We start from the raw sequence: 23,820 nt of genomic DNA, 5'->3' as shown, positions 1-23,820 counted from the left end.
ATGTCCGAGGATGGGGAGAAGGCCCCATGTCATGGACGAGCGTCATGGACGGGCTGCAACCTGCAACGGTCTGCAGGGGCTCGGACGGCCGCAAGGCGTATTTACAAACCAGAGTTGCAATCGTAGGTGTCTATCATCATTCGCATCGCCTGGGACGATCACGGGGATGGAACTGTCGACGAAGCTGATGGACCGGAAGGCCCGAGAGGCTGCGGACCTGCAGCTTTTCGTCCAGCGCTACGGCCGCAAGGCCCGATCCCGGCTCGATCCGAACGATCGCACCTATGACCGTCGGGTCGAGAAGCGCATCAAGCGGATGAAGGCGGAACAGTTGGATGCGCTCCTTCGAAATGGCGAAGACGCGTGATCGCCCGGCATCGGCCTGCGCGGAGTTGTGCCGGCGCAGGACCGTTCGCGAAACCGGACGCTCCGGTTCGTTAACGCCGATGCGCTAAATCCATCCCGGTACTCGCGTATCCGGGAAGCCCGTCCCTTGCGTATCCTGCGGAACATCGTCGTCGGCAGCGTCTTCGGCGGCAGCGCCCTGGTCATCGCCTTCGCCTGCGTCGACCGGCTCGACCATCCGGCGCCCCGGGCGGCCGTGCCGGTGGCCGCCCTCACCCGGCTCCGCCCGCCCGAGCCCACCGTGACGGGCGCGCTCCCGGCCGAGACCGGCCCCTCGATCAGCGACATCCTCGGGCGCGACGCCGTCGCCCGCCAGACCGTCACCCGTCCGCCCGTGCCCAAGGCCTCCACCACTCGCGAAACCCCTGCCCGCGAGACGGCGGGTCGGGCCCCGGCCAAGCCCGTGGCCAAGGTCGCCGCCGCGCCGGCCCCGAAGCCGGCGAAAAAAACCGCCGAGGGCTTCGACACCGAGCGCCTGAACGCCCTCATGCGCGGCGACCCCGCCGTCACCCTCGCGCGCACGCGCTGAGCCCGCCGGGCGCCCCGAGCGCCCCCGCCATGCGCCATCCCGCACGGGGCGCGTCCCTGAACGCCTGCTATAAGCCGCGCCCGGTCCCCCCGCGGACCGCGGCGAGGCGGCCGGCAAAGGGCCGGCGGCAAGGGGAGGCGGCCTTTGGGTCTGATCTACGCGCTCGGCGCCTATCTCAGCTGGGGCCTCGTGGTCCCGGTGCATTTCCGCCTGCTCGACGCCGTGCCGGCCCCCAGCATCCTGGCCCACCGCATCGTCTGGTCGAGCCTGCTCGTCGCCGGCCTGCTCGTGGCCCTGCGCCGCCGGATCCGGACCCCCTTCCCCCTGGTGCGCCGGCACGGGCTCCTCGTCCTGTCGGCCGGCCTGATCGGCGTGAACTGGCTGCTCTACCTCCGGGCCGTGCAGTCCGGGCACATGCTCGACGCCAGTCTCGGCTACTTCATCAACCCGCTGATGAGCGTCGGCCTGGGCGCCCTGGTGCTGGGCGAGCGCCTGCGTCCGGTCCAGGCCGCGGCGGTGGCGCTGGCCGCCGGCGCCGTGCTCCTGGCCGTCGCCCTGGCGGGCAGCCTGCCCTGGGTCTCGCTCGCGCTGGCCGGCAGCTTCTCGCTCTACGGGCTCGCCCGCAAGGTCGTGGGCGTCGACGCCATGGTGGGCTTCGCCGCCGAGACGCTGGTGCTCCTGCCGGTGGCGCTGCTCTACCTCGCGGCCTTCGCGCCGCCGGTGATCCAGGGCGACCCCGTGCGGGCCGGCCTGATCCTGCTCACCGGAGTCACCACGGCCCTGCCGCTGATCTGGTTCGCGGCGGCCGCCGAGCGGCTCACCCTGGCGACGCTCGGGCTGATGCAGTACCTCGCGCCCTCCTGCCTCCTCCTCCTCAGCACCCTCGTCTACGGCGAGCGGCTGGAGCCGCACCGGATGGTGCTGTTCGGGCTGATCTGGCTGGCGCTGGCGATCTACGCCGCCGACGCCTATCGCGCCGCCCGGCAGGCGCGAGCCGGCTGAGGGCCCGCGCCGGAACCCCTCGCCCCGAACCCCTCGCCCGGATCCCCGCCGCGTGCGATCCTGGCCCCCCGGGAGGAGGTGACCCGTGCCGACCAACCGCATCACCGACATCGCCGGCCTCCGGGTCGGCCACGCCAGCGATCCGCGGCTCGCCAGCGGGGTCACCGCGCTCCTCTTCGACGAACCCGTGGTGGCGGGCGTCGACGTGCGCGGCGGCGGCCCCGGCACCCGCGAGACCGACCTCCTCGATCCCGAGCGCACTCTGGAGCGCATCGACGCCCTGGTGCTCTCCGGCGGCTCGGCCTTCGGCCTCGACGCCGCCGCGGGCGTCGTCGCCCACCTCGCCGAGACCGGGCGCGGCTTCGCGATCGGCCCGGCGCGGGTGCCGATCGTGCCGGCCGCGATCCTGTTCGACCTCCTCAACGGCGGCGACAAGGCCTGGGGCCGGTTCTCGCCCTACCGCGACCTCGGCTACGCGGCGGCCCTCGCCGCCACGCGGGCGTTCGCTCTCGGTTCCGTCGGGGCCGGGACGGGGGCGGCCACCGCCAACCTGAAGGGCGGCATCGGCTCCGCCTCGGCGGTCGTTGCGGGCCTCGCGGCCGCCGGCGTCGCGGCCGGGGGGCCGGCCGAGAGCGGATCGCCCGTGCGGGTCGGGGCGCTGGTGGCGGTGAACGCCTTCGGCCGGGTGATGCTGGGGGAGGGGCCGCATTTCTGGGCCGGCGCCGACGAGGTCGGCGACGAATTCGGGGGCCTCGGGTTGCCCGCCGCGATGCCGGCCGATGCCTTCGCCTGGCCGCCGCGCAAGGCGCTGGCCGGGGCGAGCACCACCCTGGCGGTGGTGGCCACCGACGCCGCCCTCACCAAGGCCCAGGCCCGCCGCCTGGCCGTGATGGCCCAGGACGGCCTCGCCCGGGCGATCCGCCCGGTCCACACGCCGCTGGACGGCGACGTCGTCTTCGCGGTCTCCACCGGGCGGGTGGCGCTGGCCGACCCCGTCACCGACCTCGCCCGCATCGGCGACGCGGCCGCCCGAACCCTGGCGCGCGCCGTGGCGATCGGCGTGCATCGCGCGACGGCGCCGCCCGGATGGGCCGGGCCGCCGGCCTGGCGGGATCGCTTCGGGACGTGACCGGTTCGGAACGCGGCCGGCCCGGTTCAGGCTCGGCGCGATTCGGGCTCGGCCCGGTTCACGTCTGGCCGAGTTCGGCCTTCGAATCCGCGATGAGGCCGGCGAGGCCGGCATCGACCTCGGCCCCGAGCAGGCGGCGCTCGGCCTCCGTCAGGTCGGCGGCCCAGCCGCGCTGGCCGAAGCCCTCCGCGCACTTGGCCCGCTCGGCCGTGAGATAGGCCTCCGTCTCGGCGGGCTGCGTCCGCATGGCCTGGACCAGGCCGAACCAGGCCGCGCGCTCCACCACCGCGAGGCGGGCGCGCAGGCGGATCATCACCGCGCGGTCGGGGTCGACGTCGTCCATGGCGTGTCCGGTCTCCGGGAGCGCCGCGTCAGCGCCGCGGCTCGCAGCGCGTCTTCACGTAGGTGCCCTGGTCGTTGCCGTGTCCCGCATTGGCGGCGAGCACGGGCCCCTGCATCAGGCATTCCTGCAGGGTGTGGGCGGGGCCCGTGATGATGTCGAGCGCCGTGTCCCGCGAGCAATCCGGGGCCTGGACGGTGGAGGCGCAGACGAGGGCGACGACGAGGACTGGGTTCATGGGAGGATTAACTGGATCAGGCCGGCGACGCGGCAAGGGCGGCTTTTGCCGCGGGTGCAGTTTAATGCCTGCGGGGTGATGCCTGCGGGGCTCCTCGCCGCCGGCCGCTCTCCGCGCCGGCCCGCGTTCCTCCTTTGTTCCAATAGGACTCTGGGATCGCGTCGGTTAAGGCCAAGATACCTAGGATATTGCGCCTAGGTTCTTGCGCCTAGGACAAAAGGCTCATCCTCCACATTGCCCTCCAAGGTGCCTCGAACGAAAGAGGAACAAAGGGGGGCCTGCCGGCTCTGTCTGCGCGCCGGGTGCGGCCCCTGGCCTGTGGATGCCGGGCCCGCGCGACGGACCGGCCCGATGGCGCGCGTGTTAAGGTCTTCGTGCGAGAGCCAGGAGGTGCGGAGGACCAGCCTCCGCGCGGGAGCCGGAGCAGGCATGACGGTCGGCATCGAGATGGGTCTGAGCATGGGGCCGGGGGCGGAGCCCGCGCGCCTCGACCTCGAGGAGCTCCTGGCGACGCGTCTCCTGGTCCAGGGCAATTCGGGCTCGGGCAAGTCGCACCTTCTGCGGCGCCTGCTGGAGCAGAGCGCCGGCGCGGTGCAGCAGGTGGTGATCGACCCCGAGGGCGACTTCGTCACCCTGGCGGAGGCCTACGGCCACGTGGTGGTGGACGGCGCCCACGGGGAGGCCGACCTGCAGGCCATCGCCGCGCGGGTGCGGGCGCACCGGGTCTCGGTGGTGCTCACCCTGGAGAGCCTCGACATGGAGGCGCAGATGCGCGCCGCGGCCGCCTTCCTGGGCGGGCTGTTCGAGGCCGAGCGCACCCACTGGCACCCCGCCCTGATCGTGGTCGACGAGGCCCAGATCTTCGCGCCGGCGGCCGCCGGCGACGTCTCCGACGAGGCCCGCAAGGCCTCGCTGGGGGCCATGACCAACCTGATGTGCCGGGGCCGCAAGCGGGGCTTGGCCGGCATCATCGCCACCCAGCGCCTGGCCAAGCTCGCCAAGAACGTGGCGGCCGAGGCCACCAACTTCCTGATGGGGCGCACCTTCCTCGACATCGACATGGCCCGCGCCGCCGACCTCCTCGGCCTCGACCGGCGCGGGGCCGAGCGCTTTCGCGACCTGTCCCGGGGCGAGTTCGTGGCGCTGGGCCCGGCCCTGAGCCGGCGGCCCCTGGCGCTGCGCATCGGCCCGGTGACGACCTCGGCGCGCTCCGGCTCGCCGAAGCTCGTGCCGCTGCCCGCCCCGGCGGATGCGGACCTGCGCGCCCTCATCCTCACCCGCTCGCCCGACGAACCGACCCTGGCCTGGGCGCCGGCGCCGCGCACGCCGCCGACCCCGCGCGCCACCCCGGCCGATCTGATGCGCGAGCTCAGCGCCTACCGTCCGGAGCCGGTGGAGGCGCCCGAGCCGATGAGCGAGGACGAGATCCGCGCCGGGCTCGACGCGGTCCTGCGCGGCATCGCCGCCGACCCGGATGCCGGCGGCCAGCCGGTGGCGGTGGTCTACCAGGACTTCCTCGTGCGCTGCCGCATGCGCGGCCTCGACGGCGAGGCGATCAGCCTGGCGGCCTTCCGCCGCCGCCTCGGGGTCGCCCGGGCCGGGTTCGACGGGGCCGACGTCGCCCCGGACGAGGCGGACGGGCGCTGGGAGGAGGCGCAAGGGGTCGCCGCCACCCTGCCGGACGAGGTCCAGGGCCTGTTCCTGCTGCTGGCCCGGGCGGCCCTCGCCGGCGAGCCCTGTCCCGGCGACGAGGCCCTGGCCCGGGCGATCGGCAGCCGCTCGCCCGGCCGGGCCCGGCGCCTGCTCGCCTATGTGGAGACCCGCGGCACCATCGTGTGCCGCATGGATTACCGCGGCAACCGCATCGTCGCCCTGCCGGCCCTGGCCTGCGAGACCGGACCCGGTGATCCGAAGGCGCCGGTCGAGGCCAAGTCCGGCGCCGCGGCCGCGGAATCCGGCCTGCCGGGCCTGTTCGCCGCCGAGTAGGCCCGCGGGCGAACAGGCTCTCAGCTGAACAGACCTGGGGCCATCGCCGCGCGCAGCATCTGCGCGAGGCGGTCCAGCGCCGGCGAGCGGCGCCCGGTCGAGGCCCGCAGCGACAGACCGATCCGGGGCAGCGCCGGCAGGTTGGCCTCGGCCGGCTCCAGGGCGCGGAGGGTCGGCGGCAGCCCGTGGGGCACCCGCAGGGCGATGCCGAGGCCGGCCCCCACCGCGGCCCAGAGCCCGGTCAGGCTCGGCGACGCGAAGGCGACCCGCCACGGGATCGCGGCCCCGTCGAGGGCCCGCAGGCCGGCCTGGCGGAACAGGCACGGCGCGGCGAAGGCGACCAGGGGCAGGGTCGCGTCGGGCGCGCGCACGAACCCGTCCCGCGGCCCGATCCAGGCCATCGGCAGGTCGAGGCGCGCGAGCGGCGCCGGGCCCGGCCAGGCCTCAGACGGCACGGCGCCGGATTCCCAGGCCAGCACGAGGTCGAGGCGCCCGGCCTGAAGCCCCGCCAGCAGGGCGGCGTTGGTCTCCACCCGCACCTCCACCTGCACGCCGGGGTGCTGGCGCGCGAAGGGGCCCAGGAGGCCCGGCAGCCAGGTCTCGGCGAAATCCTGCGGCAGGCCGAGGCGGACGGTGCCGGCCAGCGCCGGTTCGCGCAGCCGGGCCAGGGTCTCGTCGTTGAGGGCGAGCAGGCGCCGGGCCGGGCCGAGGAGGGCCTCGCCGGCCTCGGTCAGGGTGAGGCCCCGGCCGGACTTCCGGGTCAGCGGCTGGCCGAGCTGCGCCTCGAGCTTGCGCAGCTGCAGGCTGAGGGTGGACGGCGAGCGGCCGAGGCGGTCGGCGGCCTTTGCGAAGCTGCCGAGGTCGATTCCGGCGACGAAGCTGCGCAGGGCATCGAGGTCGAGGCTGGTGGCGACCATTCGGTTTTCCCAAACGATCCGTTCGGATCTTCGCGATTTTCGCGACGATGCTGCGCCTCTAAGCCTAGATGGGTCAACACCACACCCCGCGAACCCCCACCCGCAGGAGCCCCCATGCCGTTCGTCCGCGTCACCCTCTCCGGCCCGCCCCCGAGCGGGCGCGCCCGCGAGGCACTCCAGGGGGGCGTCACCGCCCTGATGGCCGAGGTCCTGGGCAAGCGCGCCGACCTGACGGCGGTGCTGGTGGAGGGCACGGCGCCCGGGGCCTGGAGCATCGGCGCGGAACCGGTGGAAACCGCGGCCCATCTCGAGGCCACGGTCACGGCCGGCAGCAACAGCCCGGCCCAGAAGGCGGCCTTCCTCGCGGCGGCGCACCGGCTGCTGGCCGAGACCCTCGGGGCGGGCCTGCCCCTCGCCACCTACGCGGTGGTGAACGAGGTCCCGGCGGAGTCCTGGGGCTATGGCGGGCTCACCCAGGCGCAGCGCGCCCGGGACCGGGGCTGACGGGGGCCTTCAGCGCTTCGTGGCGGCCTCGTAGTATTTCGGCTCGAACAGGCCCTCCAGGGGGACGTCCTTGTCGAGGGTGCCGATCGAGACCTGGTAGGCCTGCATCGCCTTCGTGGCCGCGATGATCTGGCGCGGGTCGGCGGTGAACTTCGCCGCCGGCGAGGTCAGCGCCCGGGTGATGGTGGCGGTGTCGGTGATGCCCTTGCCCAGCGCCGCCTCCACGGGCTTGGCCGCGCGGGCCGGATCGCTCTTCAGGAGCTCGGTGGCGCGCACCACGGCCTTCACCAGGCCTTCCACGGCGGCGGGGTTCTTGTCGGCGAAGGCCCCGAACACGCCCACCACGGTGCCCGGCTGGTCGGGGAACATCTCGCCCCCGGTGGCGACGAGCTTGATGGCGGGGTTGCGCATCTGCACGATGGTGAGCGCCGGCTCGCGGATCGAGGCGCCGTCGACGGCCCCGGCCAGCATGGCCTGCTGGGTCGCGTCGATGCCCATCGCCACCACCTCGGCATTGGCCTTGTCGGCCTTGGCCACCTGCCAGAGCCAGTGCTGCAGGGTGGTGTTGGGCACCGAGCCCGGCGGCTGCGTGGCGAGGCGGGCGGGTTTGCCCTCCTTGGCCCGGAACTGCGCGAAGGCCTGCGCCTTGTCGGCGCCGTCGGCGAAGTAGGGCGCGAGCTTCGGGCCGGCCACGAACACCATCTCCTCGATGGCGGTGGCGGCCACCACCCGCACGTCGATGCCCTTGGTGCGGGCGACGGCCAGCGGCGCGACGCCGGCGACGTAGACGTCGATGGTGCCGGAGGCCAGGGCCTGGATCATGTTCGGGCCGGATTCGAAGGTGGTGAAGGTGGGTGCGAGGCCCGCCTCCTTCAGCCAGCCCTCGCCGTTGGCCACGAAGATCGGCGCCGCGCCGATCACCGGGATGACGCCGATGCGGACCGGGACCGGCGCGGCGGTCTGCGCCGCGGCCGGTCCGGCGGCGAGGAGGCCCGCGCTGGCGGCGAGGGTGGCGGCGAAGAAGGTCGCGGCGAAGGTGACGGTACGGCGGGTCGGGCGCATCGGGTGGTTCCGGTCGGGGGCGGGCCGAACCCGGGCGCGCACGCGGCGGGACGGCGTGCGGCGGCGCGGGGCCGGCCAGGAGGATGCCGCGCAGTGGCACGCACGGGGCGTCAGCGCAAGAATCCGCTCCGGTCTCGGCGCCCCACCCCGGATGTTTGGCGTTTTCATCTCCACCGCATGCGCGAAGGAGAAGATGAATCTCCCGCCGGCGAAGGGTTGCGGGCGGGCCGGCAAGGTCGAGAGCCCGTCGAATTCGCCCGCGCCGCCTTCGGGATCCGTCCCGTTACGGGAACGGGTCCGGACCCACCCCGTTGTCACCCCGTCGCGGCACCGGCCGCCGACGTGAGATTGAGGGAAACCTGTTATGAGCCTCCTCGGCAGCATCGTCAGCAAGATCCTCCATCCGTTCGGCGGCGGCGACGCGCAGGCCAAGCCGTCCGAGGCGAACGCACAGCCCTCCGCCGGCGGTTCGGACGCCCCCGCCTCGACCCCGACCAGCACCGGCGCCCCGGCCGGCGGCCCCGTCGACGTCGAGCAGGTGCTCAACGGCATGGTGGCCAAGAATTCGCAGACCCTGAACTGGCGCACCTCGATCGTCGACCTGATGAAGCTCCTCGACCTCGATTCGAGCCTCACCGCCCGCAAGCAGCTCGCCGACGAGCTGCACTACACCGGCGACAAGGAGGACTCGGCCACGATGAACGTCTGGCTGCACAAGCAGGTCATCAAGAAGCTCGAGGAGAACGGCGGCAAGGTGCCGGCCGATCTCAAGGACTGATCTTTTCCGACTGATCCGGCGCGGCCTGCATCCGGGTCGCGCCGTCGGGGCAGGGGACGGCGTTCCCTGCCCCTTTTCCATGGTGGTCCGGGTGGCCGGCGCGGGAACCCGCCTTCACCCCTCCAGCCGCTGCCCCAGGCGCCCGGCGAGATCCTGGATGAACTGGAACGCGGTCCGGCCCGAGCGCGAGCCGCGGGTGGTCGCCCATTCGAGGGCCTCCGCGCGGACCCGGTCCGGCTCGGCGCGCAGACCATGGCGCGCGACATAGGCGCGGATCATCGCCAGGTACTCGTCCTGGCTGCACTTGTGGAAGCCGAGCCAGAGGCCGAAGCGGTCGGAGAGGGAGACCTTCTCCTCCACCGCCTCGCCGGGATTGATCGCCGTGGAGCGCTCGTTCTCCACCATGTCCCGGGCCAGCAGGTGGCGCCGGTTCGAGGTGGCGTAGAACAGCACGTTCTCGGGCCGTCCCTCGATGCCGCCGTCCAGCGCCGTCTTCAGGGACTTGTACGAGGTGTCGTCCCCGTCGAAGGAGAGGTCGTCGCAGAAGACGATCCAGCGATGGGCGTCGCCCCGCAGGGTCGCCATCAGGTCGGGCAGGGCCTCGATGTCCTCGCGGTGGATCTCCACCAGCTTCAGGGGGAGGGCGCCGGGCGCCCGCGCCGCGATGATCTCCGCGTGCGCCGCCTTGACCAGCGAGGACTTGCCCATGCCGCGCGCGCCCCAGAGGAGCGCGTTGTTGGCCGGCAGGCCGTCGGCGAACAGGCGGGTGTTCGCCACCAGGGTGTCGCGGGCCCGGTCGATGCCGGTGAGCAGGCCGATCGCCACCCGGTTGACACGTGGCACCGGGATCAGCCGGCGCTCCGGCCCCCACAGGAAGGCGTCCGCTTCCGTCAGGTCGACGGGCGCGCGCGGGGCGGGGGCGGCGCGCTCCAGGGCGGCGGCGATCCGTTCCAGCACCGGCAGGAACGCCGCCAGGGTTGCCGGATCGACGGCCGGGTCGGCGGGGGGCGTGGCGGTCATGGACGGCTCCTCGAACTCGGGTCCCGCGACGGGGCGGACAGGGCGGGTCAGACGTGGCGGGTCCCGTGCTTTACGGTGCCGGAGCGCCGCGATGAACCCGATAAATCGCGCCGCCGCCGGCGATTCGCGGCCCCGGACCCATTCGCCTCACCCGGGCGGCGTTGCTTTCACTTAGGCCCTGGCTATAGTCCGCGCGCTTTTTGACAAGCCCGGACGCCCCCTCGACCGAGGGTCTGGCGGCGCGGGCCTTATCCTTGAGGAGTCACCCGCTTGATCACCCCCGCCTTCGCGCAAGGGGCCACCTCGGCCGCTGGCGGAGCGGACATCGCCTTGCAGGTGGTGCCGTTCGTCCTCATCTTCGTCATCATGTACTTCCTGATCCTCCGCCCGCAGCAGCGCCGCGTGAAGGAGCATCAGAACATGGTCAAGAACGTCCGCCGCGACGACACCGTCGTGACCACTGGCGGCATCGTCGGCCGGGTCACCAAGGTCGCCGACGAGGCCTCGGAGATCGAGGTCGAGATCGCGCCCAACGTCCGCGTCAAGGTCGTGCGCGCGATGATCTCGGAAGTCCGCGTCAAGGGCGCGCCGGTCAAGGCCGCCTGAGGCGGCGACCCGGGCGCTGCAGGCCGGGCCCACGGCCCGCGGCGCCCTTGAGGAAACGGACACAGGACGGACCCGGCGGATGCTGCGCTTCTCGAGAACCAAGATCGTCACGACGCTGGCCGTCATCCTGATCGGCCTCAGCCTCGCCGTGCCGAGCTTCTTCTCGGCCGAGCAGCGCAGCCACTTCATGGCCTCCCTGCCGAGCTGGTTCCCCAGCTGGATCGTGCCCCAGCGCGCCATCGTGCTGGGCCTCGACCTCCAGGGCGGCTCGCAGCTCCTCCTCGAGGTCGACCAGAACGACCTCGCCAAGTCCCTGACCACGGCCCTGCGCGACGACGTCCGCCGGGTCCTGCGCGAGGCCGGCGGGGTGACGCCGGAGGGCGGCATCCAGATCATCCCGCGCGGCGTCCAGCTCCGGATCTCCAACGAGGCCGCCCGCGCCAAGGTGCTGCCGAAGCTGCGCGAGCTCGCGCAGCCGATCTCCAACGCCCTGGTGGGCCAGGGCGGCGGCCAGACCCTGACCGTCGCCGAGAAGCCCGAGGGCGTGATCCAGCTCACCCTCACGGATGCGGGCCTGACCGACCGGACGCGCCGGGCCGTGACCCAGGCCATCGAGGTCATCCGGCGCCGCATCGACTTCGGCGGCACCAAGGAGCCCTCGATCCAGCAGCAGGGCGCCGACCGCATCCTCGTCCAGGTCCCCGGCCTCCAGGATCCGCAGAAGCTGGAGGACCAGCTCGGCAAGACGGCCAAGCTCGAGTTCCGGATGCTGGCGGATTCGCCCTCCGGCGACGTCGACCTGCTGCCCTCCAAGGACGAGAAGGGGGCCCGCGTCCCCGTGGAGCGTCGCGTGATGGCCTCCGGCGCCGACCTCACCGACGCCCAGCCGGCCTTCGACCATCAGACCCAGGAGCCGATGGTCAGCTTCAAGTTCAACCTGAAGGGCGCCCAGAGCTTCGGCCAGGCGACCTCGGAGAATGTCGGCCGCCGCATGGCCATCGTCCTCGACAACGAGGTGGTCTCGGCCCCCCGCATCAACACGCCGATCACCGGCGGCTCCGGCCAGATCACCGGCAACTTCACCGTGGCCCAGGCCAACGAGCTCTCGATCCTGCTGCGGGCCGGCGCGCTCCCGGCCAAGCTCACCGTGGTCGAGCGCCGCGTCGTCGGCCCCGGCCTCGGCAGCGACTCGATCCAGGCCGGCAAGTACGCCACCCTGGTGGCCGGCGCCCTCGTCATCGCCTTCATGTTCGCCACCTACGGGGTGTTCGGCTTCTTCGCCAACATCGCCCTCATCGTGCACGTGGGCCTCATCCTCGGCCTGATGTCGGTGCTGGAGGCGACCATGACCCTGCCGGGCATCGCCGGCATCGTGCTCACCATCGGCACGGCGGTGGATTCCAACGTGCTGATCTACGAGCGCGTGCGCGAGGAGGTCCGGGCCGGGCGCTCCATCGTGTCGGCCCTCCAGGCCGGCTTCGACAAGGCCTTCGCCACCATCATCGATTCGAACTCGACCATGGCGATCGCCGCCCTGATCCTGTTCTTCCTCGGCTCCGGCCCGGTGAAGGGCTTCGCCGTGGTCTTCATCCTCGGCATCCTCACCACGGTCATCACCGCCGTCACCCTGACCCGGATGATGATCGCCCTGTGGTACAACATGGCCCGGCCCAAGGCGCTGCCGTTCTAATCCGCCGTTCGCCCGTTCACCGTTTGCAAGAGGAGGTCGATCCGATTTTCGCGTGATCCGCTCGGTCGCCACGCCACCACGTCATTCCGGGGCGCCGCAGGCGAGCCCGGAATGACGGGGAGCCCGGAGGAGACGAGCGCGGCCACGCAGAAGCCCGATCGACCGCATCGCCGAAAGATCCGAGACCGATCATGCGCCTGCTCCGCCTCTGGCCCGACGAGTCGCACGTCGACTTCATGCGCTTCCGGCGCATCACCTTCCCGCTCTCGGCGTTCCTGTCGGTGGCGACGGTGGTGCTGTTCCTCACCGTCGGCCTGAACTTCGGCATCGACTTCAAGGGCGGCACCCTGGTGGAGCTGCAGGCGAAGTCGAAGTCGGCCGATGTCGGGGCCGTCCGCCACACCGCCAACGGCTTCGGCTTCGGCGAGACGGAGGTGCAGGAGCTGGGCGGCGAGGGCACCGTCCTGGTGCGCTTCCCCCTGCAGCCGGGCGAGCAGGGCCAGACCGCCGTGATGCAGAAGGCGCACGCCGCCTTCGACGCCGAGTACGAATTCCGCCGCACCGAGACCGTGGGACCGCGCGTCTCGGGCGAGCTCGTGCAGTCCGGCACCATCGGCGTCGTGCTCTCGGTGCTCGCCGTGCTGTTCTACCTCTGGTTCCGCTTCGAGCGGGAGCTGGCGCTCGGCGCCATCGTGGGCACGCTGCACGACATCGTGCTGACGCTGGGCGTCTTCGTCATCAGCCGCATCGAGTTCAACATGACCTCGATCGCCGCGATCCTGACCATCGTGGGCTACTCGCTCAACGAGACCGTGGTGGTGTTCGACCGGACCCGCGAGCTGATGCGGCGCTACAAGACCATCCCCACGGTGGAGCTCCTCAACCTCTCCATCAACTCGACGATGTCGCGCACGGTGATGACCGCGACCTCGGCCTTCCTGTCGCTGCTCGCCCTGGTGCTGTTCGGCGGCGAGGCGATCAAGGGCTTCGCCATCGTGATGCTGGCCGGCGTCGTGATCTGCACCTACTCGGCGATCTTCGTCTCGACGCCGGTGCTGATCTATCTCGGCCTGATGCTCTCGGGCGTGAAGGCGCAGGGGCGCCCGGCCGGCGGGCGCGTGCCCCAGGCGGCGGAGTAGGGGCGGGCATGGCGTCCCTCGGCAGCCTGCACGACGGCTTCGTTCCCGGGCGCCACCTCATCGACGCCTACGGCAACGGCGGCTTCCGCTTCGCCGAGATGTCGCATCGCGGCTCGATCCTGGTCACGCCGTCGGGCATCCGGGCCTGGGACGTGGGCGCGCCCCGCGCCATCGACCGGAACAGCCTGCGCCCGATCCTCGCCGAGGCCGGGGCGGTGGACCTCCTCCTCATCGGAACCGGGCTCGAGATCGCGCCTTTTCCTGATGCGCTCCGGCGCTGGCTCAGGGAGGGCGGCATCGGCCTCGACGTGATGCAGACGGGGGCGGCGGCGCGCACCTACAACATCCTCATGGCGGAGAACCGCAAGGTCGCCGCCGCCCTGATCGCGGTCGCATGATGAATTGCGGGACATGACGGATTCGGACACCCGGACCAGCCCGGCCGAGGGCAACCTCACCTTCGCCTTCCAGCATTGCGAGGCCCTGGTCCGGGAGGGCGATCCCGACCGCTACTTCGCCACCCTCTTCGCGCCCGCGAGCGCCCGTCCCCACCTCTTCGCCCTCATCGCCTTCAGCCTCACCGTCGCGCGGGTCCGCGAGGCCGCCTCCAACCCGATGGCCGGCGAGATCCGCCTGCAATGGTGGCGCGACGCCCTCCAGGGCGAGGCCCGCGGCGACGTGAAGGCCAACCCCGTGGCCGCCGCCCTCGACGACGCCATCGTCCGGCGCAAGCTGGGGCGCCAGCCCTTCGTCGACCTCATCGACGCCCGGGTCTTCGACCTCTACGAGGACCCGATGCCCCGGGTGAACGACCTCGAGGGCTATTGCGGCGAGACCGTCTCGGCCCTGATCCGCCTCGGCGCCCTCGTCCTGTGCGACGGGGTCGAGCCCGGCGGGGCGGCCGCCGCCGGGCATGCCGGCGTCGCCTACGGGGTCACCGGCCTCCTGCGCGCGCTGCCCTGGCACGCCCGGGCCGGCCAGGTCTACCTGCCCGCCGACATCCTCAAGACCTACGGGGTCACCCGCGAGGACATCGTCACCGGGCGCGGCGGCCCCGGGCTCCTGCGCGCCACCGCCGATCTCCGGGCGCTGGCCCGCCGCCACCTCAAGGCCTACGCGGCGGCCCGCGCCACCATCGCGCCGGCGGCCCGCCCCGCCTTCTTAGCCGTCGCCCTGGTGGAGCCCTACCTCGCCGCCATGGAGCGGCCGGGCTACGACCCCCTCAACACCGTTGTCGAGATCCCGCGCTGGCGCCGCCTCTGGACCCTCTGGCGGGCCTCCCGCCGGGCCTGAGGGCGGGCCGGTCGCCCATGAAAAAGGGCGGCCCCCGAAGGAGCCGCCCGTCATCCCTCGCGAAAGGGGCGGCCCCGAACGAGCCGCCCCGTCATCCGTCGCGAAAAATCCGCCTTAGCGGGCCTTCTTCGTCAGCTTCTCGGCGATCTCGAACATCTCCTGGGGCGCGTAGTCCGGGGTGAAGGCCGAGGGCACGCCGGTGAGCTGGTGGATCTTGCCGCCGTCGGGCATCCCTTCGACGACGCTGAGCTCGCCCGGCGGGTCGCCCGGAAGCGCCACCTCGCCATTGCCCCAGATGCCGGCCATCTCGGTGTAGTCGCCCGGGCTGAAGGTGTAGAGCCGGCGGTGCGAGCCCTCCTGCAGGTACTTCTGGCACTCGGGGATCTTGTCGAGGTTGATGTTCGGGGTCGGCAGGAACTTCTCGATCTCGACGCCGGTGATCTTCTTCAGCGCCAGGGCGTAGGCGTGGGCGTGCACCGAGCCGCGCACCAGCAGATAGCCGCAGACCTCGCGGCCCGTCGGGTCCGTCAGGGTCTCGTAGACGCGCAGCTTGTGCAGGCGGGCGCCGCACTCGAGGTGGAAGTTGTGCAGCAGGTCCACCACGACGTTGCCCGTGGTGGTGATGAAGTCGTTGTTCCAGGACGCGCCGTTGCTGTTGACCGGCGTGACGCCGCCGCCGTTCGACAGGAAGGCGGCCGCGAGGCGGATGTCCTTCATGTCCTCGAACGGGGCCTTCGAGATGTCGCCGCCGTCCTTCTCGTCGCCGTCGTTGTCGGGGCCGTTGTTCAGCATCGCCACGCCGTTGCTGACGAGCTCCACGTGACCGAGTTCCTCGGCCGTGATCGCGGCGACCAGGCTATAGAACGGGCGCAGCTTCGACTTGCTTCGAAAATTGAAGCTCTGGAACATGTAGTTTCCCAGGGTCGACATCTCGCCGTACTTGCCGCCGAGCAGTTCCTGCAGGGCCGCAGCGGCGTTGGGATCCTTCCGCTTGGGGGCGGGAAGCTCGGCCTGTAGCTTGTCGACGCGCATAAACATGGATTAAATCTCCGCTTCCCGTCGTTCGGGGTCTCGACAGGGAAGTGGTCGCCGGACGCGCATGTTCCGCTGGCCCGGCCAGGAATGCGGCGGCCGCGGCGTCGCGGACCGGGGCGGGTGCGCCGGCGGCGCGGACGGATCTTCGTGCAACACCCTCTGAATACATGATTAACCGCGTTGAGCCGGCCGAACGGCTCTGCTAGCAACGGGAACAAGGCCCGGCATGAGATCGGGTTGCCCTGGAGGAGGACGGCCCCCGTGAACACAGTGACCACCTGGAATCAGGTCTACGACCCATTCGGGAACGCCTGGCTCTCGACGCTTGCGGCCTCGCTGCCCGTCATCGCCCTGCTGGGCATGATCGCGAGTGGCAAGGTCCAGGCCCATATCGCGGCCGTGCTCTCCCTGGTGCTCGCCTTCTGCGTCGCCGTCTTCCTGTTCGGCATGCCGGGCGACCTCGCCCTGCGCGCCTCCGGCTACGGCGTCGCCCTCGGCCTGTTCCCCATCGGCTGGATCATCCTGAACGTCATCTTCCTCTACCGCCTGACGGTGGAGAAGGGCTGGTTCGCCACCCTCCAGCAATCGGTGGCGGGCATCACCACGGACCGGCGCCTCCAGCTCCTCCTCGTGGCCTTCGCCTTCGGCGCCTTCTTCGAGGGTGCGGGCGGCTTCGGCACCCCGGTGGCGGTGACGGGCGCGATCCTGATCGGCCTCGGCTTCTCGCCGCTGGCCGCCTCCGGCCTCTCGCTCATCGCCAACACGGCGCCCGTGGCCTACGGGGCGCTCGGCGCGCCCATCCAGGGCCTCGCCTCGGTGACGGGCTACGATCCCTACATCCTCGGCGCCATGATCGGCCGGCAGCTGCCGTTCTTCTCGATCATCGTGCCGTTCTGGCTGATCTGGGTGTTCGCGGGCTTCCGCGGCATGATCAAGATCTGGCCCCCGATCCTGGTCTGCGGCGGCTCCTTCGCGGCGGCTCAGTTCCTGATCTCGAACTACGTGAACCCCTGGATCGTCGACATCGGCGCCTCCCTGATCTCGATGGCCGCCCTGGTGGCCTTCCTCAAGGTCTGGCAGCCCAAGGAGGTCTGGACCTCCCCGGCGCTTCGCGGCAACGACCCGTCGATCGGCTACGTCAACGGCGGCCGTCCGGTCTCCCTGGGCGCCGCCGTCCCGGGCGACCTGCCCAAGGTGGATCTCGGCGGCCGCACCGCGACCTCCCGCGAGATCGCGATGGCCTGGGTTCCGTGGATCATCCTCTCGGTGATCGTGGCGATCTGGGGCACCGGCTGGTTCAAGGGCCTCGTCAACCCGATCTTCACCTGGAAGTACGAGGTCCCGGGCCTGCACAACGTCATCATGAAGGTGCCGCCGGTGGTGGCCAAGGCCCATCCGGAAGCCGCCGTCTTCGCCTTCACCTACATGTCCTACACCGGCACCGGCGTGCTGTTCGCGGCGATCATCTCCGGCCTGATCATGCGCTTCTCGCCCTGGCGCCTGGTGACGGCCTACATCGAGACGATCTGGGTCTTGCGCTACTCGCTCATCACCATCGCGGCGATGCTGGCTTTGGGCGTGCTCACCCGCTACGCCGGCGTCGACGCCACCCTGGGCCTCGCCTTCGCCGGCACCGGCATCCTCTACCCGTTCTTCGGCACGCTGCTGGGCTGGCTCGGCGTCGCGCTCACGGGGTCGGACACGGCCTCCAACGTGCTCTTCGGCGGCCTGCAGAAGATCACCTCGGAGCAGCTCGGCCTGTCGGGCATCCTCATGGCCTCGGCGAACTCGTCGGGCGGCGTGATGGGCAAGATGATCGACGCCCAGTCGATCGTCGTCGCCTCCACCGCCACCGGCTATTTCGGCCAGGAGGGCAAGATCCTGCGCTTCGTGTTCTGGCACTCGATCGTGCTGGCCTGCCTGGTCGGCGGCCTCGTGATGCTGCAGGCCTACGTGCACCCGTTCAGCGCGATGGTGATCCACCCGTAGGGGCGATCCGCTCGACACCCTCACGACAGGGCCCGCCCCGGAGACGATCCGGGGCGGGTTTTTTCGTGACCGCGCACGGCCCGGGGGCCGGCCGCCCGCGATGCCGCTTGTGTCCCGGGCCGCGCGGGGGCAAATCCTGGGGATGTTCTTCCGCAAGCTCGCCGCGCGCTACAGCCTCGCGAACCTCAAGCCTGTCGAGACCGCGCGGCTGCGCCTCGCGCCGCTGGTGCCGTCCGACGCCGAGGCCCTGCGCGCCCTGACCGACGACCCGGCCATCACCGGGGCGGTCGACTTCCTGCCCGCCCCCTTCACCCTGAAGGACGCGCGCCAGCTCATCGGCCCGGCCAAGGTCACGAAGGACTGCTTCCTCGGCGCATGGCTGCGGACGGACGGGGCGCTCGCGGCGGTGATCGGCCTGCACCTGCGCGGCGACCACGCCGCCGAGGTCGGCTACTGGGTCGGCGGCGCGGCCCGGGGGCAGGGGCTCGGCACCGAGGCGGTCACCGCCGCGGTGGGCCTGCTGCAGGAGCGCTTCCCCCACCGCGTCATCATCGCCCAGTGCCGCCCCGAGAACGCGGCCTCGGTCGGCCTCCTGCGCAAGGTCGGCTTTCGCGACACCGGCGACCCGGGCCAGCTGCCCGGACGCCGGATCTTCACGGTCGCGTCGGCGTGACCGGGGCCGGGATTCCGGTCGCCGGCAGGTCCGACGCCCGCCGGCGGTAGACGACGACCGTGGCCAGGAGACCGCAGGCGCCCCCCAGAGCGAGCCACAGGCCGGGGGCCGCCTTGTTGCCCGTCTCCGCGATGAGCCAGGTGGCGACCAGCGGCGTCATCCCGCCGAACAGGGCGGTCGCCAGGGAATAGGCCAGGGAGAACCCGGCCGTGCGCACCTCCGGCGGCACGATCTCGGTGAGCGCCACCACCATGGCGCCGTTGTAGCCGCCATAGAGGAAGGACAGCCACAGCAGCACCCCCAGCATGGTCTCGAAGCTCGGATGCGCCACGAGCCAGGCCAGGGCCGGATAGGCGGTGACGAGGGTCAGGCCCGAGAACAGCAGCAGGATCGGGCGCCGGCCGATCCGGTCGGAGAGCGCGCCCATCACGGGGAGCCAGACCAGGTTCGACACCGCGACGCAGAAGGTGACGATCAGGCTGTCGGTGTCGGAGAGCCGGAGGACGGTCTTGCCGAAGGTCGGGGTGTAGACCGTGATCGCGTAGAACGCGATCGTGGTCATCGCCACCATCAGCATCCCGAGCCCGACGATCCGCCAGTTCCGCCCCAGGGTGCGCAGCACCGCGCCCACCGGCGGGTGGACCTTGCGGGCCTGGAAGGCCGGGGTCTCCTGCAGCGAGCGCCGGATGTAGAACAGGAACGGCACCAGGAGGCAGCCGATCAGGAAGGGGATGCGCCAGCCCCAGGCGCCCATCTCGGCCGGCATCAGCAGGCGGTTGAGGGCGTAGCCGATGGCCGCCGCCGCCATGATCGCCACCTGCTGGCTGCCCGATTGCCAGGCGACGTAGAAGCCCTGGCGGCCGGGGGGCGCGAGTTCGGCGAGGTAGACCGAGACGCCGCCGAGCTCGACCCCGGCGGAGAAGCCCTGGAGCAGGCGGCCGACCAGCACCAGGATCGGCGCCACGAGGCCGATGCTGGCGTAGTCGGGGACCAGGGCGATCAGGATCGTGCCGGCGGCCATGATGGCCAGGGTGACGATGAGCCCCTTCCGGCGGCCGACCCGGTCGACATAGGCCCCGAGCAGCACGGCCCCCAGGGGCCGCATGAGGAAGCCGGCCCCGAAGGTCATGAAGGGCAGCATCAGCGCGGCGACGTCGCTCTCGCTCGGGAAGAACGCCTTGGCGATGTAGGCGGCGTAGAACCCGAAGGCGAAGAAGTCGAACATCTCCAGGAAGTTGCCGCTCGTCACCCGCAGGACGGCGGCGGCCCGGGAGCCGGCCTGGTCGTGATCCGCATGGCCCGCCATCGCAGTTCCTCGCCTGATACGTTCGGCCCTGGGCCGTTCATCCCAGGGTGACCGCATTTTTTCGCCGCCGCTAGGGCGGGGGAGGGGCGGAGCGGTTTCAATGCGGGCGCCGTGTTCGGGGCGCCGCGGCGGGCTCCCTACTCGGCCGCGATCTGCGCCGGTCCGTGGCCGAGCCAGGCCGCGAGGTCGGCCCGGGCCCGGTCGGTCATCGCCTTCTTCTTGGCCACCGCCTTCTCCGGCCCCTTCAGGCGCTTGCCCCCCTCGCCCTTCGGGGCGTGGTCGAGGGGCGGGAACAGGCCGAAATTCACGTTCATCGGCTGGAACGAGCGCGGGGCGCCGGCCTCCTCGGCCGCGATGTGGCCGCCGGTGATGTGGCCGATCAGGGCACCCAGCGCCGTGGTGGCGGGGAGGGGCGCGAGGGCCTCCCCGCGCGCTTCGGCCACCGCGAAGCGGCCGGCCATCAGGCCGATGGCGGCGCTCTCCACGTAGCCCTCGCAGCCGGTGATCTGGCCGGCGAAGCGCAGGGACGGCCGCGCCTTCAGGCGCAGGGTCGCGTCGAGGAGGCGGGGGCTGTCGAGATAGGTGTTGCGGTGGAGGCCGCCCAGCCGCGCGAACTCGGCGTTCTCCAGGCCGGGAATCGTGCGGAACACCCGGACCTGCTCGGAATAGGTCAGCTTCGTCTGGAACCCGACCATGTTGTAGAGGGTGCCCAGCGCGTTGTCCTGGCGCAGCTGGACGATGGCGCAGGCCTTCACGGTGGGGTCGTGCGGGTTGGTGAGGCCCACCGGCTTCATCGGGCCGTGGCGCAGGGTCTCGGGGCCGCGCTCGGCCATGACCTCGATCGGCAGGCAGCCGTCGAAATAGGGGGTCGAGGCCTCCCACTCCTTGAAGCCGATCTTGTCGCCGGCGACGAGCGCCTGGATGAACCGGTCGTACTGGTCGCGATCCATGGGGCAGTTGATGTAGTCGGCGCCCGTGCCGCCGGGCCCGACCTTGTCGTAGCGCGACTGGAACCAGGCCTTGCCCATGTCGATGGAGTCACGGTGCACGATCGGCGCGATCGCGTCGAAGAAGGCCAGCGACTCGGCCCCGGTCAATTCGCGGATCCCCTGCGCCAGGGACGGGGCGGTGAGGGGGCCCGTGGCGATGATGGTGCGGCCCCAGGCCTCGGGGGGCAGGCCCTCGACCTCCTCGCGCACGATGCGGATGCGCGGATGGCCCTCGATCGCCGCGGTGACGGCCCGGGCGAAGCCCTCGCGGTCGACGGCGAGCGCCCCGCCGGCGGGAACCTGGTGCGCGTCGGCCGCGCGCAGGATCAGCGAGCCAAGGGTGCGCATCTCCTGGTGCAGGAGGCCGACGGCGTTGCCGTTGGCGTCGTCCGAGCGGAACGAGTTCGAGCAGACGAGCTCGGCGAAGTCGCCCCCGTGATGGGCCTCGGTGCCGCGCACCGGGCGCATCTCGTGGAGCACCACGTCGTGGCCGCTCTCGGCGATCTGCCAGGCGGCTTCCGACCCGGCGAGGCCGCCGCCGACGATGTGGATGGGCAAGGATTCCGCGTGGTCCGTCATCGGCACGGGATAGACCCGCCCGGGGCTTGGATCAATGCGGGGCTTGGATCAATGCGGGGCTTGGATCAATGCGGGGCTCGGCTCAATGCAGCTGCGGCGAGACCAGGAAGCGCTCCCGGTCCGAGGAGGTCACCGAGAGCTTGAGGGGCTTGCCGTCGCGCTGGATCGTCAGGGGCACCCGCACCCCGGCCTCGCCCAGGGCCCAGACCTGGCGGAAGAAGCCCGCGAGGTCGGCCACCGGCTCGCCCGCCACCGCCACGATGACGTCGCCCGGGCGCAGGTCCGCCGCCTCGGCGGGACCGTCGTCGGCGAGCCCCATCACCACCACGGAATCCTCGCCGTCGCTGGCATAGAGCCCGAGCCAGGGGCGGACCGGCCGGTCGACGCGCCCGCGGGTGGTGAGGTCGTCGAGGATCGGCGGCAGCAGGTCGATCGGCACGATCATGTTGATGGTCTTCGGCCCGGCCGTGCCGCCCTGCTGCAGCTGCAGGGAGCCGATGCCGAGGAGCGCCCCGTCCGGTCCGATCAGCGCCGCCCCGCCCCAGTGCGGATGCGAGGGCGCGGTGAACAGGGCCTCGTCGAGGACGTATTCCCAGTAGCCGGCGAATTCCTGGCGGGCGACGATCTCCACGGCGAGGCTGCGCGCGCGTCCGCCGACCCCGGCCATCACGGCCCGGTCGCCGATCTTGACGGGCGCGGAGCGCCCGAGCTTCAGCGGCTTGATCCGCAGGTCGCCCAGCGCCTGGACGAGGCCGAAGCCGGTGACCGCGTCGAAGCCGACCACGTGGCCGGGCACGGAGCGCCCGTCATGGGTGGTGAGCCAGACGGAATCCGCCTCGGTCACGAGGTAGCCGATGGTGAGGACGAGGCCGTCCTCGCCGATGACGACGCCGTTGCCGGCCCGCTCGGTGCCCAGCGTCTCGGCGGTGAAGGCCTCCGGCGGTACCCGCGTGGAGAGCGCCACGACGGCGGTGAGCGCCTGCTCAAGGTCGTAGCCGTAATCGGCGGCCTTGGGCTGGGCGGATGCGGGGATCTTCCAGTCTCCGGGCGAGGCCATGGGCGCGTCTTTCCTGCCGTCGTGTCGTGTCGATGAGACCGGAGATAGGTCGCCGGCTCGGATTCCGACAGTCTGGAGCGACCCTGCGACCGCTCAAGGCCCGGCGCGCAGCACCTTGCCGGGATTGAGCAGGCCCTGGGGATCGAGAGCGCCCTTGATCCGGCGGGCCAGCGCCATCTCCTCCGGCCGCCGGTGGTGGACGAGGGCGTCGACCCGGTACTGGCCGATGCCGTGCTCGGCCGAGATGCTGCCGCCGAACCGCGCCACCGCGTCGTGGACGATGCGGTTGATGGCGTCCGATCCGTGCCCGGGGCCGATCAGGACGTTGTAGTGGATGTTGCCGTCGCCCATGTGGCCGAAGATGTTCGGCCGGGTGCCCGGCGCGCCCGCGGCCAGGGCCTCGCCCGCCGCCGCCAGGAAGTCCGGGATCGCCGGGATCGGCACCGAGACGTCGTGCTTCACGCTCTTGCCGGCCCGGGCCTCGGCCTCGGTGATGTGCTCGCGCAGGGCCCAGAGGGCGGCCGCCTGCGGGCCGGATTCGGCGAGCACGCCGTCGGTGGCGTCGCCCCGCTCCAGGGCCTCGCCCAGCAGCGTCTCGACGGCCTCGCGCAGGCCGGGCAGGCTCGATCCCGCCTCCATCAGCACGGTCCAGTCGGCGGCGGCGATGGGACTCGCCAGGCCCGCATGCTGGGCCACCAGGGCGAGGGATTCCCCCGCGATCAGCTCAAAGGCCTGGATGGTGTCGCCCAGCGCATCCTGGGCCGCCCGGAGGAGGCGCAGGGCCGCCGCCGGATCGGGCACCGCCAGGAGCGCCGTGGCGGTGTGGCGCGGGCGCGGCACCAGGCGCAGGATGGCGGCGGTGACGATGCCCAGGGTGCCCTCGCTGCCGATGAAGAGCTGCTTCCAGTCGTAGCCCGCATTGTCCTTGCGCAGGGCGCGCAGGCCGTCGACCACGGTCCCGTCGGCGAGCACCACCTCGAGGCCGAGGACGAGGTTGCGGGTCATGCCGTAGCGCAGGACGTTGAGGCCGCCCGCATTGGTGGCGATGACGCCGCCCAGCATGGCCGAACCCTCCGCCGCCAGGCTGACGGGGAGGAGGCGGCCTTCCGCCGCCGCCGCCTCCTGCGCCACCTTGAGGATGCAGCCGGCCTCCGCCTCCAGGGTCAGCCCGAGGGGGTCGACCCGGCGGATCGCGTTCATGCGGGCGAGCGACAGCACCACCTGGCCGCCGGAGGCGTCCGGGGTTGCGCCCCCCGCAAGGCCGGTATGTCCCCCCTGGGGCACCACCGCGACGCCGGCGGCGTGACAGGCCGCCATCACGGCGGCGACCTGCGCCGTGGTGCCCGGACGCGCCACCGCCGCCGGCCGGCCCGGGAACAGGCGGCGCCAGTCGACGGCGTAGGGCGCGCAATCCTCCTCGCCCGTCAGCAGGCCGCCCCGGCCGAGGCTGGCCTCCAGGCGGCCGAGGAGGTCGGCCTGTGCGCGCGTCTGGCTCATCGGAAGGCTCCTCGTGCTGGTGGTCCGGCCCGGGCCGGACGGCCCGGGAAACGGGTC

Annotated in this window: 24 protein-coding genes; 14 read left to right on the top strand and 10 right to left on the bottom strand. The window is 72.1% G+C overall.

The window, feature by feature from the left end; translation table 11 throughout:
* Positions 1 to 166: 166 nt before the first annotated feature.
* The 4 genes from ASF41_RS22475 to ASF41_RS22460 all read left to right on the top strand — a co-directional run bounded on the left by ASF41_RS22475 (position 167) and on the right by ASF41_RS22460 (position 3,065).
* A complete protein-coding gene (locus ASF41_RS22475) occupies positions 167 to 367 on the top strand; it encodes a hypothetical protein (RefSeq protein ID WP_082504748.1) in 201 nt (66 codons plus the stop codon).
* Positions 368 to 493: 126 nt separating this feature from the next.
* Positions 494 to 934, top strand: a complete 441-nt coding sequence (locus tag ASF41_RS22470; protein WP_056222033.1) for a hypothetical protein — start codon at positions 494 to 496, stop codon at positions 932 to 934.
* 144 nt (positions 935 to 1,078) lie between these two features.
* Positions 1,079 to 1,936 carry an EamA family transporter RarD gene (gene rarD, locus ASF41_RS22465; RefSeq protein WP_056222036.1) on the top strand — a complete coding sequence of 286 codons (858 nt, stop codon included), beginning with the start codon at positions 1,079 to 1,081 and terminating at the stop codon, positions 1,934 to 1,936.
* 85 nt (positions 1,937 to 2,021) lie between these two features.
* A complete protein-coding gene (locus ASF41_RS22460) occupies positions 2,022 to 3,065 on the top strand; it encodes a P1 family peptidase (protein WP_056497260.1) in 1,044 nt (347 codons plus the stop codon).
* 58 nt (positions 3,066 to 3,123) lie between these two features.
* Here the strand turns inward: ASF41_RS22460 and ASF41_RS22455 are convergent, their stop codons facing one another.
* Positions 3,124 to 3,408, bottom strand: coding sequence for a hypothetical protein (locus ASF41_RS22455; RefSeq protein WP_056222045.1), 285 nt, complete (start codon positions 3,406 to 3,408; stop codon positions 3,124 to 3,126).
* A gap of 28 nt (positions 3,409 to 3,436) precedes the next feature.
* Positions 3,437 to 3,643, bottom strand: coding sequence for a hypothetical protein (locus ASF41_RS22450; RefSeq protein ID WP_056222048.1), 207 nt, complete (start codon positions 3,641 to 3,643; stop codon positions 3,437 to 3,439).
* Positions 3,644 to 4,072: 429 nt separating this feature from the next.
* Between ASF41_RS22450 and ASF41_RS22445 the strand changes: the two genes are divergently transcribed.
* The gene (locus ASF41_RS22445) at positions 4,073 to 5,629 is read left to right on the top strand and encodes an ATP-binding protein (protein WP_056497258.1); all 1,557 of its coding nucleotides are present in this window, start codon (positions 4,073 to 4,075) and stop codon (positions 5,627 to 5,629) included.
* Between the two features lie 20 nt (positions 5,630 to 5,649).
* Here the strand turns inward: ASF41_RS22445 and ASF41_RS22440 are convergent, their stop codons facing one another.
* Positions 5,650 to 6,546, bottom strand: coding sequence for a LysR substrate-binding domain-containing protein (locus tag ASF41_RS22440; protein WP_056497255.1), 897 nt, complete (start codon positions 6,544 to 6,546; stop codon positions 5,650 to 5,652).
* Positions 6,547 to 6,660: 114 nt separating this feature from the next.
* On the opposite strand from ASF41_RS22440, the gene ASF41_RS22435 reads away from it, so the two are divergent.
* Positions 6,661 to 7,050, top strand: coding sequence for a tautomerase family protein (locus tag ASF41_RS22435; RefSeq protein WP_056222055.1), 390 nt, complete (start codon positions 6,661 to 6,663; stop codon positions 7,048 to 7,050).
* Between the two features lie 9 nt (positions 7,051 to 7,059).
* On the opposite strand, the gene ASF41_RS22430 is transcribed toward ASF41_RS22435, so the two are convergent.
* Positions 7,060 to 8,112 (bottom strand): ABC transporter substrate-binding protein, encoded by a 1,053-nt coding sequence (locus ASF41_RS22430; RefSeq protein WP_056222058.1) that lies wholly within the window; start codon positions 8,110 to 8,112, stop codon positions 7,060 to 7,062.
* Positions 8,113 to 8,476: 364 nt separating this feature from the next.
* Between ASF41_RS22430 and ASF41_RS22425 the strand changes: the two genes are divergently transcribed.
* Positions 8,477 to 8,890: a DUF3597 domain-containing protein gene (locus ASF41_RS22425; protein ID WP_056497252.1), complete on the top strand. Its 414-nt coding sequence runs from the start codon at positions 8,477 to 8,479 to the stop codon at positions 8,888 to 8,890.
* Positions 8,891 to 9,004: 114 nt separating this feature from the next.
* Here ASF41_RS22425 and ASF41_RS22420 read toward each other — a convergent pair whose 3' ends face one another.
* The gene (locus ASF41_RS22420) at positions 9,005 to 9,910 is read right to left on the bottom strand and encodes an ATP-binding protein (protein ID WP_056497249.1); all 906 of its coding nucleotides are present in this window, start codon (positions 9,908 to 9,910) and stop codon (positions 9,005 to 9,007) included.
* A 270-nt stretch (positions 9,911 to 10,180) separates the two neighbouring features.
* Between ASF41_RS22420 and yajC the strand changes: the two genes are divergently transcribed.
* The 5 genes from yajC to ASF41_RS22395 all read left to right on the top strand — a co-directional run bounded on the left by yajC (position 10,181) and on the right by ASF41_RS22395 (position 14,638).
* Positions 10,181 to 10,516, top strand: coding sequence for a preprotein translocase subunit YajC (gene yajC, locus ASF41_RS22415; protein ID WP_055949106.1), 336 nt, complete (start codon positions 10,181 to 10,183; stop codon positions 10,514 to 10,516).
* 79 nt (positions 10,517 to 10,595) lie between these two features.
* On the top strand, positions 10,596 to 12,206 hold the full coding sequence (gene secD / locus ASF41_RS22410) for a protein translocase subunit SecD (protein WP_056222070.1): 1,611 nt from the start codon (positions 10,596 to 10,598) through the stop codon (positions 12,204 to 12,206).
* 191 nt (positions 12,207 to 12,397) lie between these two features.
* Positions 12,398 to 13,345 carry a protein translocase subunit SecF gene (gene secF / locus ASF41_RS22405; protein WP_056222072.1) on the top strand — a complete coding sequence of 316 codons (948 nt, stop codon included), beginning with the start codon at positions 12,398 to 12,400 and terminating at the stop codon, positions 13,343 to 13,345.
* Positions 13,346 to 13,353: 8 nt separating this feature from the next.
* On the top strand, positions 13,354 to 13,743 hold the full coding sequence (locus ASF41_RS22400) for an Mth938-like domain-containing protein (protein ID WP_056497246.1): 390 nt from the start codon (positions 13,354 to 13,356) through the stop codon (positions 13,741 to 13,743).
* Positions 13,744 to 13,756: 13 nt separating this feature from the next.
* Complete coding sequence (locus ASF41_RS22395) at positions 13,757 to 14,638, top strand: phytoene/squalene synthase family protein (protein ID WP_056274930.1); 882 nt, start codon at positions 13,757 to 13,759, stop codon at positions 14,636 to 14,638.
* A 114-nt stretch (positions 14,639 to 14,752) separates the two neighbouring features.
* Here the strand turns inward: ASF41_RS22395 and ASF41_RS22390 are convergent, their stop codons facing one another.
* A complete protein-coding gene (locus ASF41_RS22390; protein ID WP_056222081.1) occupies positions 14,753 to 15,676 on the bottom strand; it encodes a manganese catalase family protein in 924 nt (307 codons plus the stop codon).
* Positions 15,677 to 15,943: 267 nt separating this feature from the next.
* On the opposite strand from ASF41_RS22390, the gene ASF41_RS22385 reads away from it, so the two are divergent.
* Together ASF41_RS22385 and ASF41_RS22380 are read left to right on the top strand one after the other, a co-directional pair.
* Positions 15,944 to 17,662: an L-lactate permease gene (locus tag ASF41_RS22385; protein WP_056497243.1), complete on the top strand. Its 1,719-nt coding sequence runs from the start codon at positions 15,944 to 15,946 to the stop codon at positions 17,660 to 17,662.
* Between the two features lie 142 nt (positions 17,663 to 17,804).
* Entirely contained in the window at positions 17,805 to 18,335 is a 531-nt protein-coding gene (locus ASF41_RS22380; protein ID WP_056349784.1) for a GNAT family N-acetyltransferase, read from the top strand.
* On the opposite strand, the gene ASF41_RS22375 is transcribed toward ASF41_RS22380, so the two are convergent.
* From ASF41_RS22375 to ASF41_RS22360, 4 genes are all read right to left on the bottom strand, one after another.
* Entirely contained in the window at positions 18,316 to 19,641 is a 1,326-nt protein-coding gene (locus tag ASF41_RS22375) for an MFS transporter (RefSeq protein ID WP_056497239.1), read from the bottom strand. The genes ASF41_RS22380 and ASF41_RS22375 overlap by 20 nt on opposite strands.
* A 137-nt stretch (positions 19,642 to 19,778) precedes the next feature.
* Positions 19,779 to 21,209, bottom strand: a complete 1,431-nt coding sequence (gene trmFO / locus ASF41_RS22370) for a methylenetetrahydrofolate--tRNA-(uracil(54)-C(5))-methyltransferase (FADH(2)-oxidizing) TrmFO (protein ID WP_056349788.1) — start codon at positions 21,207 to 21,209, stop codon at positions 19,779 to 19,781.
* An 82-nt stretch (positions 21,210 to 21,291) separates the two neighbouring features.
* Positions 21,292 to 22,266, bottom strand: coding sequence for a S1C family serine protease (locus tag ASF41_RS22365; protein ID WP_056222089.1), 975 nt, complete (start codon positions 22,264 to 22,266; stop codon positions 21,292 to 21,294).
* A gap of 93 nt (positions 22,267 to 22,359) precedes the next feature.
* Positions 22,360 to 23,763: an FAD-binding oxidoreductase gene (locus ASF41_RS22360; protein ID WP_056274924.1), complete on the bottom strand. Its 1,404-nt coding sequence runs from the start codon at positions 23,761 to 23,763 to the stop codon at positions 22,360 to 22,362.
* Positions 23,764 to 23,820 lie beyond the last annotated feature (57 nt).

The sequence above is a fragment of the Methylobacterium sp. Leaf111 genome, from assembly GCF_001423285.1.
Lineage (GTDB): Bacteria > Pseudomonadota > Alphaproteobacteria > Rhizobiales > Beijerinckiaceae > Methylobacterium.
The sequence above is the reverse complement of the archived record's forward strand: the minus strand, read 5'-3'. Positions and strand labels throughout refer to the sequence as shown.